Raw genomic sequence first — 6,991 nt, 5'->3', positions numbered from 1 at the left:
GCCAGGGCGCCGCGCTGTCGGCCGACGCCCATCACGGGATGGACCAGCAGACGATGGAGACGCGCGCCTATGCCGTTGCGCGGCGCTACCGGCCCCTCCTCGTGAACACGGTCGTGGGCTTCATCGGGCCGGAATACCTCGCCGACGGGAAGGAGATCGTCCGCGCGGGGCTCGAGGATCACTTCTGCGGCAAGCTCCTCGGCCTGCCGATGGGGGTGGACGTCTGCTACACGAACCATTCCTACGCCGATCAGGAGGACATGGACCTGCTGCTCACCGCGCTGGCCGCAGCGGGCGTCAGCTTCGTCATCACCGTGCCTGGCGCGGACGACATCATGCTGAACTACCAGTCGCTCTCCTTCCACGATGCGCAGTTCATCCGCGACACGCTCGGCCGCCCGCCCGCGCCGGAATTCGCGGAGTGGATGGCGCGGAACGGGATCGGGAGGCCGGGCGTGACGCTGCCCGCGCTCGACGCCGCGCTCGGGCAACTGAGGCTCCCGGCATGAGCGGCAAGGGCCTCGTCCCGCGCGCGGAGATCCGGGCGCTCACCGAGGCGCGGCTGACCTTCGGGCCGCGGGGCCGCGCGCTGGCCACCGGCGACGCGCTGGCCTTCGCGCTCGACCATGCGCGGGCGCGGGCGGCGGTGGAGGCGGAACTCGACCTGCCGGCACTGGCGGAGGGCCTCGGACGCGCGGGCCTCCCGCATCGCGGGGTGACGAGCGCGGCGGGCGACCGCGCCACCTTCATCCGCCGCCCCGACCTCGGCCGCCGCCTGCCGGAGGCGGAGGCGGAGGCACTGGCGGGAACCGGCCCCGTGGACGTCGCCCTCGTCCTCGGCGACGGGCTCTCGGCGACGGCGGTGGCGCTGAACGGCGTGGCTTTCCTCTCGGCGCTGGCCGAGGGGCTGGCGGCGAACGGGCTCAGCCATGGCCCCGTGATCCTCGCCCGGCAGGCGCGCGTGGCGCTCGGCGACGGGATCGCGCGGGCGATGGGGGCGGAGACGGTGGTGATGGCGCTCGGCGAGCGTCCGGGGCTTTCGGCGGCCGACAGCCTCGGGGTCTACATCACCCACCGCCCCGCGGCGCAGACGCCCGACAGCGCGCGGAACTGCATCTCGAACGTGCGGGACGCGGGCATGAGCGTGGCCGACGCCGCCCTCCAGGCCGAGCGCCTGATCCTCGCCATGCGCCGGACGGGGCGGAGCGGGGTGGCACTCAGCCGCGACCTTGCCTCGGGCGCGCTTCCCGGCGGTCAGTAGAAGCGGCGTGCGGGCGAGAACGCGTCGAGCGGCAGGTTCGGCCGCCGCCCCTCGACCAGGTCGGCCACGATCCGCCCCGTGATCCCGCCGAGCGTCAGCCCGAGATGCTGGTGCCCGAAGGCGTGCAGGATGCGCTCGGACGCGGGGCTGTGTCCAATCACCGGCAGGGCATCCGGCAGCGTCGGGCGGAAGTCGAGCCAGCTCGACGTGTGCGCCGGGAGCGGCCCGAGCAGCTCCGCCCCCCGCCGCGCGATGTAGTCGAGGCGGCGCGGGTCGGGGCCCGCGTCGAGCCCCGCGATCTCGACCGTCCCGGCGAGGCGGAGGCCCCGCGCCATGGGCACGGCGTAGAACCCTCCCTCGGCCCAGCCGACAGGGCGCGTCAGGCGCTGCCCCTCCCCCGCGTAGAGGAGGTGGTAGCCGCGCTCCGTCCCGAGCGGCATCCGCGCGGCCCCCGCCCCCGCGATCCGGCCCGAGAAGGCGCCCGCCGCGATCACGGCGCGCGCGGCCTCGATCCGCTCCACCCCCGCGATGACGCTCACGCGGTCGGGCATGGCGCGGACCTCGCGCGCGGCGGCCCGCACGGTCACGCCGCCCAGCGCCTCGAAACGGGCATGGAAGCGGCGGACGAGTTCCTCCGGGTCGCGGACATGCCGCGCCTCGGGGAAGAGGACCGCGCGCGCGACGGGCAGGGCGAGGCCCGGCTCCAGCGCCTTCGCCTCGGCCCCCGTCAACTCCTCCGCCACCACGCCGAGGCTGCGGCGGAGCGCGAGACCGGCCTCCGCCTCCCGCGCGGCCTCCGCCGTGGACCAGACGGTGAGCTGCCCGCGCGCGACGACCAGATCGCGCGCCCCCGCCTCCTCGATCAGCGGGTTCAGCCCGGCATCCGCATGGGCGAGCAGCGCCGCGAGATGCCCCGCGATGCGCCGCGACCGCGCGGCCCGGCAATTGGCGAGGAAGGCGAGCATCCAGCCGGGATGGGGCAGCGCGTGGCGCCACGAGACCGAGAGCGGGCTGTCCCGCCCGAAGAGGAGGCGCGGCAGGTCACGCAGGACGGAGGGGTCGTTGACCGGCAGGCAGGCATAGGTGGCGAGCGTGCAGGCATTGCCCGAACTCGTCCCCGAGCCCGGCGGCGCGGGATCGATCAGGACGACGCGGTGCCCCCGCATCCGCGCCCAGAGCGCGGCGCTGGTGCCGACGATGCCCGCGCCGATCACGGCGATGTCGAAGTCGCTCATGCCCGCGAAGCCCCTCGCGCCCCTGCTTGCCCCAAGCTCAACCAGCGACGGTCGCGGGGCGCAAGCCCATCCTCCCTCGACTGCCGCATCCTTGGGCACTCCGCCCGGAAAACGGGACGGCCCGGCCGCACGGATGTCTCACCCGCCGCCCTGCCCTTTCCCGGCCCGGTCCTCCGGCGCTAGCGTCGCGGGACGGAACGATACCGGACGACGAGGAATACCCGACCATGCAGAGACTTCTTCCCGCCATTGCCGCGACCCTCCTGCCGACGGCCCTCGCGGCGCACGAGACGGCGGGAGCGCCCCACGTTCACCCGCACGGGTTCGAGTGGGCGATCCTGCTGGCCGCGCTGGCGGCGCTGGCGGTCTTCCTCGTCTGGCGCCGCCGCTAGCCCGCGACCGCGCGCGCCACCAGCACGCCGCCCCAGGCCGCCACGCCCGTCAGCACCGTGCCCCAGGCGAGGTCGACGGCGACCATCTGCGGGTGCCAGTCCCGCATCACCGCCCAGGACGTGAGCTCGTAGGTGCCGTAGGCCACGAGGCCGAGGATCGCCCCGTTCAGCAGCGCCATCCCCGGCGCGCCCGCCTTCAGCGCGGGAACGCCCGCGAACCACAGCACGCCGAACATGTAGACGAAGTAGAACAGCACCGCCGGCAGCAGGCGGAAGCCGCCCTCGTAGAGCCCGTCGCCGAGGTGGCGGGCGAAGATCGGCTGGATCACCGAGCGCAGCATGACCGCGTCCGCCACCAGGAAGATGACCGAGGTGGCGAGGAAGAGGACGACGTAGGACATGGGCGCTCCGGCTCGGGGGGGAAGCGTCAGGTAGGGCAGCGCGCCGGGGTGTCGAGTGGTGTCGCGGGGCGCGACGCGCCCACCACGCAGGGCGGGACCTGTCCCGCCGCCCGGCCACCACGCAGGGCGGGACCTGTCCCGGCACTCCGCCCCTCCCGTAGGGCGGGACTTGTCCCGCCGCCGCGCCCCCGCGCACCTCCCCGCGCTTGCGAAGACGTGAACGCACCGCCCCCGGCGTCCGCTTGACAGGCGCCGGGCGGCCACAGTCTCCTCTCCCCCGGAAAGGAGCCCCCCGCTGGAGCAGTTCCTCGCCCTTCTCCTCGCCTACTACACCTGCGACGCCGCCGCGCAGACGCAGGAGCCGATGGGCTCCGAGCGCATGGCCTGCGTCGAGACCTACGAGGAGGTGAAGGCCTTCTTCGCCCCCCTCGACCCCGCGCCCGTGGGGACGGCGGAATACGGCGCCCAGCGCATCGAGACCTACCGCGCCTTCATCGCCTGGGAGGAGGCGAACGCCGCGCTCGTGGCGGAGCTCCGCGCCGAGGCGGAGGCGGCGGCGGGGGAGTGAGGGGGGGGTGAAGGGACGGCACGGCGGGACAAGTCCCGCCCTACCCGACCTCGTAGGGCGGGACTTGTCCCGCCACCCCTCCGCGCGCCCGTCGGAACCTTGTGACGGGCAAGCGCGGCGTGACCGGCGACACGGCGCTGCGCCGCGCCGCCGCCTTCGGGACGACGCCGGAGTTCTGGATGAACCTCCAGAAAGGCTACGAGCTGGCGGTCGCGCGGGAGGGACTGGCGGAGGGGGAGCTGGAGGGGATGCGGGTGGGGTGACGGGGGCCTGGTGAGCCACCGATCTTTCAAGCGTAATCTGCGACACCCCTAATCTCTCTGTCAAACTCCATTTGAATTTTTTCGCCAAACCGCTCCTCTATCAGACCAGTTGCAAGGGAAATAGCCTCATATAGCAACGGGAGCGTCGGCACGATAGACGCACGGAGCTTTTCTAAAGCATCTGACGCCCTCAAAAGGCCAAATTCATCTGGGCGACCACTTGAAGTGATAAGCTTGCCCTCGGTTCTGTAGTCACCATCCGCAATTTGCCGCTCAATGAACCCGAAGAAGAATTCACGATATTTCTCCTCGATAAACTCACAGTTCGAAAGCGCGCCCTCAAGATCAGAGATGATGTTGAATAGCTTTATTGCGCCCTCTTCCAATAGAAAAGCCTGCTCACCTATCCCTAGGTTTACCTCTTTTCTTTTTCCTTGAAGCGGCTGCCAAATTTGCGCCACTTGCTCTGCAGCTCCACTATCGATATTTATTCTCTGAATTTGGACTACGGACGAAGCCTCAAATGTTCGATAGTAGTTGTGCGCCTTCTGCACATGATTAAGGGCCATCCTCAGCTTTAGCAGTAAACTGTAGGCTTGAGCTCTTCTAACCGACTTGCGCTCAGCCTCGTCTCGAGACAACTCGCGAATGGTTGCTTTTTCAAAAGAAGATTGCGCAACCAACGCAGAAATAAGACCCCCGACTAACGCACCCAAGACAGACGCCCACACCTCAGGATGAGGTATTGAGGGGAGTCCGATGTTCAGTGAAGGACCAGACGGTGCGAAAGCCAATATCGTAGTTGCAGCACAGACGCCAAAAATCACCCCGATGGAGAGGTAGCCAACTCCCAGCAACCTCACCCAAACACCTCCTCGAACTCCCGCCACTCGCCCTTGCTCATTCCGCTCGTCTCCTGCGTCACGGCCTCGCCGGCCAGCCGTCGCCGCAGGACCTCGACCCCCTTCGCGCTCAGGCTCACGCCGCCCATGCGGTAGTCCTCGAAGGCGCCGTAGGCGGCGGGGACCCAGTCCCTGACCATCGCCGCGATGGCCTCGGCGTAGACGCGGATCTCGTATTGCGCGTGGGCGTCGGCGCGGAGCCGCAGGAAGTGGAAGAGGTTGTGCAGGTCCGTCTTCCAGTACCATTGCGTGTAGATGTTGGCGGGCAGGTTCATCCGCGCGAGCTCGCGCGCGAGGCCCTGCTGGCCGTCCTGCGAGAGCATCGCCTCGTAATGGTCGTAGGACCGCGCGGCGTCGCCCTTGAGGATCTCGAGCACGCGCGCCGCCTCCGCGCCCGAGAGGGTCTCGCCCCGCCCCTGGTTGTTCACGGTGGACTGGGCCGCGAGCGCGGAGGGTTCGGGGATGTAGAACTCCCGGTCGAGGATCGAGTAGCGGGCGGAATACTCGTTCACGTTCGCGGTGCGGTGGCGGATCCACTGGCGCGCGACGAAGACCGGCAGCTTCACGTGCAGCTTCAGCTCGCACATCTCGAACGGCGTCGAGTGCCAGTGCCGCATGAGGTAGCGGATGAGCCCGCTGTCGTCGCGCGCCTTCTTCGTGCCCGCCCCGTAGGAGACCCGCGCCGCCTGCACGATGGCCGCGTCGTCGCCCATGTAGTCGACGACCCGCACGAAGCCGTGGTCGAGCACGGGCACGGCCCGGTAGAGATGCGCCTCCATCCCCGGCGCGACGGCGCGCAGCGTCGGCTGCGGGTTGGCGCGGGCGGCCTCGATCTCGGCGAGCTGGTCTTCGGTCAGGGGCATGGCGGCGGCCTTTCGTCTTCAGAGGGGATTCGCGCGTGGGCTCCGCTCAACATCTTGCATCAGGGGGGTGCGAAACCGCAAGATGAAGGGGCGCGCGAGGCCGCCCCCCGTGCCACGGGAATTTTACTCCGCGCGCGGGCTGTTCCGGTGCACGCTTCGCGCTAACCTGCGCAGGCAAGACGGAAAGGGAGACCGACATGGCGATCCGCTACCTGCACACGATGGTCCGCGTGAAGGACCTGCAGGCCTCGATGGCGTTCTACGAGCTGCTGGGCCTGCGCGAGACGCGCCGCTACGAGAACGAGAAGGGCCGCTTCACGCTGGTCTTCATGGCCCCCCCGGGACAGGAGGAATGCCCGGTGGAGCTGACCTACAACTGGGACGGGGACGAGGGGCTGCCCTCGGACAGCCGCCATTTCGGCCACCTCGCCTACCGGGTGGACAACATCTACGAGACCTGCCGCCACCTCAGCGAGAACGGCGTGACGATCAACCGCCCGCCGCGCGACGGGCGCATGGCCTTCGTGCGCTCGCCCGACAACATCTCGATCGAGCTCCTCCAGGAGGGCGAGGCGCTGGCCCCGGCCGAGCCCTGGGCCTCGATGGAAAACACGGGCCACTGGTGAGGTCCGGGGCGCTCCTCCTCGCCGGATGCGCGGCCTTCGGGACGCCTGCCGCCGCGCAGGAGGAGTGCCGCCTCGCGCTGCTGCTGGGGCTCGACGTCTCGGCCTCGGTCGACGAGGGGGAATACGCGCTCCAGATGCAGGGGCTGGCCTCGGCGCTGATCGACCCCTCGGTGATCGAGGCGGCGCTGTCGGGGCCGATGCCGGTCGCGCTGTCGATCTACGAATGGTCGGGACGGTTCCAGCAGGACCTCCTGGTGGACTGGACCTTCATCGAGAGCGAGGCGGACCTCGTCGCCATCGCCGAGCGGGTGCTGGCCGCCACGCGCAGCCACGAGGATTTCCCGACGGCCATCGGCTACGCGCTCGGCTTCGCGGCGACCCACCTCGAGCGGGGTCCGCAATGCCTGTTCCGCACCGTCGACATCTCGGGCGACGGGCAGAACAACGACGGCTTTCCGCCGGCCGCCGCCTACCAGCACT

11 protein-coding genes are annotated in these 6,991 nt (G+C 70.1%); 7 read left to right on the top strand and 4 right to left on the bottom strand.

What is annotated here, in order from left to right; all coding sequences use genetic code 11:
• Both eutB and eutC read left to right on the top strand, forming a co-directional pair.
• Nucleotides 1-509, top strand: a 509-nt coding sequence (gene eutB / locus ACTS11_RS01815; RefSeq protein ID WP_442638645.1) for an ethanolamine ammonia-lyase subunit EutB, incomplete at its 5' end; no start/stop codon positions are given.
• The gene (gene eutC / locus ACTS11_RS01810) at nt 506-1,261 is read left to right on the top strand and encodes an ethanolamine ammonia-lyase subunit EutC (RefSeq protein WP_442638644.1); all 756 of its coding nucleotides are present in this window, start codon (nt 506-508) and stop codon (nt 1,259-1,261) included. The genes eutB and eutC, both read left to right, overlap by 4 nt.
• On the opposite strand, the gene ACTS11_RS01805 is transcribed toward eutC, so the two are convergent.
• Nucleotides 1,255-2,496, bottom strand: a complete 1,242-nt coding sequence (locus tag ACTS11_RS01805; protein ID WP_442638643.1) for an NAD(P)/FAD-dependent oxidoreductase — start codon at nt 2,494-2,496, stop codon at nt 1,255-1,257. The genes eutC and ACTS11_RS01805 overlap by 7 nt on opposite strands.
• A gap of 227 nt (nt 2,497-2,723) precedes the next feature.
• Between ACTS11_RS01805 and ACTS11_RS01800 the strand changes: the two genes are divergently transcribed.
• Nucleotides 2,724-2,888 (top strand): hypothetical protein, encoded by a 165-nt coding sequence (locus ACTS11_RS01800; protein ID WP_442638642.1) that lies wholly within the window; start codon nt 2,724-2,726, stop codon nt 2,886-2,888.
• Here ACTS11_RS01800 and ACTS11_RS01795 read toward each other — a convergent pair.
• The gene (locus tag ACTS11_RS01795) at nt 2,885-3,289 is read right to left on the bottom strand and encodes a DUF2177 family protein (RefSeq protein WP_442638641.1); all 405 of its coding nucleotides are present in this window, start codon (nt 3,287-3,289) and stop codon (nt 2,885-2,887) included. The two genes, ACTS11_RS01800 and ACTS11_RS01795, sit on opposite strands and share 4 nt — an antisense overlap.
• Before the next feature lie 364 nt (nt 3,290-3,653).
• Between ACTS11_RS01795 and ACTS11_RS01790 the strand changes: the two genes are divergently transcribed.
• Together ACTS11_RS01790 and ACTS11_RS01785 are read left to right on the top strand one after the other, a co-directional pair.
• Complete coding sequence (locus tag ACTS11_RS01790) at nt 3,654-3,857, top strand: hypothetical protein (protein ID WP_442638640.1); 204 nt, start codon at nt 3,654-3,656, stop codon at nt 3,855-3,857.
• Nucleotides 3,858-3,958: 101 nt separating this feature from the next.
• A complete protein-coding gene (locus tag ACTS11_RS01785; RefSeq protein WP_442638639.1) occupies nt 3,959-4,120 on the top strand; it encodes a helix-turn-helix transcriptional regulator in 162 nt (53 codons plus the stop codon).
• Nucleotides 4,121-4,146: 26 nt separating this feature from the next.
• Here the strand turns inward: ACTS11_RS01785 and ACTS11_RS01780 are convergent, their stop codons facing one another.
• Nucleotides 4,147-4,983: a hypothetical protein gene (locus ACTS11_RS01780; protein ID WP_442638638.1), complete on the bottom strand. Its 837-nt coding sequence runs from the start codon at nt 4,981-4,983 to the stop codon at nt 4,147-4,149.
• Nucleotides 4,980-5,885, bottom strand: coding sequence for an FAD-dependent thymidylate synthase (thyX, locus tag ACTS11_RS01775; RefSeq protein ID WP_442638637.1), 906 nt, complete (start codon nt 5,883-5,885; stop codon nt 4,980-4,982). The genes ACTS11_RS01780 and thyX overlap by 4 nt, the downstream gene beginning before the upstream one ends.
• 197 nt (nt 5,886-6,082) lie before the next feature.
• On the opposite strand from thyX, the gene ACTS11_RS01770 reads away from it, so the two are divergent.
• Together ACTS11_RS01770 and ACTS11_RS01765 are read left to right on the top strand one after the other, a co-directional pair.
• A complete protein-coding gene (locus tag ACTS11_RS01770) occupies nt 6,083-6,511 on the top strand; it encodes a VOC family protein (RefSeq protein ID WP_442638636.1) in 429 nt (142 codons plus the stop codon).
• Nucleotides 6,508-6,991 (top strand): DUF1194 domain-containing protein (locus ACTS11_RS01765; RefSeq protein ID WP_442638635.1); only part of this gene is annotated, 484 nt, incomplete at its 3' end. The genes ACTS11_RS01770 and ACTS11_RS01765, both read left to right, overlap by 4 nt.

Origin of the sequence: Roseicyclus sp. (genome assembly GCF_052168335.1) — a bacterium.
Lineage (GTDB): Bacteria > Pseudomonadota > Alphaproteobacteria > Rhodobacterales > Rhodobacteraceae > Roseibacterium.
The sequence above is the reverse complement of the archived record's forward strand: the minus strand, read 5'-3'. Positions and strand labels throughout refer to the sequence as shown.

What these genes read in the sequence shown, in the direction of transcription:
- ACTS11_RS01795 (WP_442638641.1), bottom strand. Translation starts at nt 3,289, where the DNA reads ATGTCCTACGTCGTCCTCTTCCTCGCCACCTCGGTCATCTTCCTGGTG.
- ACTS11_RS01770 (WP_442638636.1), top strand. Translation starts at nt 6,083, where the DNA reads ATGGCGATCCGCTACCTGCACACGATGGTCCGCGTGAAGGACCTGCAG.
- ACTS11_RS01790 (WP_442638640.1), top strand. Translation starts at nt 3,654, where the DNA reads ATGGGCTCCGAGCGCATGGCCTGCGTCGAGACCTACGAGGAGGTGAAG.
- eutC (WP_442638644.1), top strand. Translation starts at nt 506, where the DNA reads ATGAGCGGCAAGGGCCTCGTCCCGCGCGCGGAGATCCGGGCGCTCACC.
- ACTS11_RS01800 (WP_442638642.1), top strand. Translation starts at nt 2,724, where the DNA reads ATGCAGAGACTTCTTCCCGCCATTGCCGCGACCCTCCTGCCGACGGCC.
- thyX (WP_442638637.1), bottom strand. Translation starts at nt 5,885, where the DNA reads ATGCCCCTGACCGAAGACCAGCTCGCCGAGATCGAGGCCGCCCGCGCC.
- ACTS11_RS01805 (WP_442638643.1), bottom strand. Translation starts at nt 2,496, where the DNA reads ATGAGCGACTTCGACATCGCCGTGATCGGCGCGGGCATCGTCGGCACC.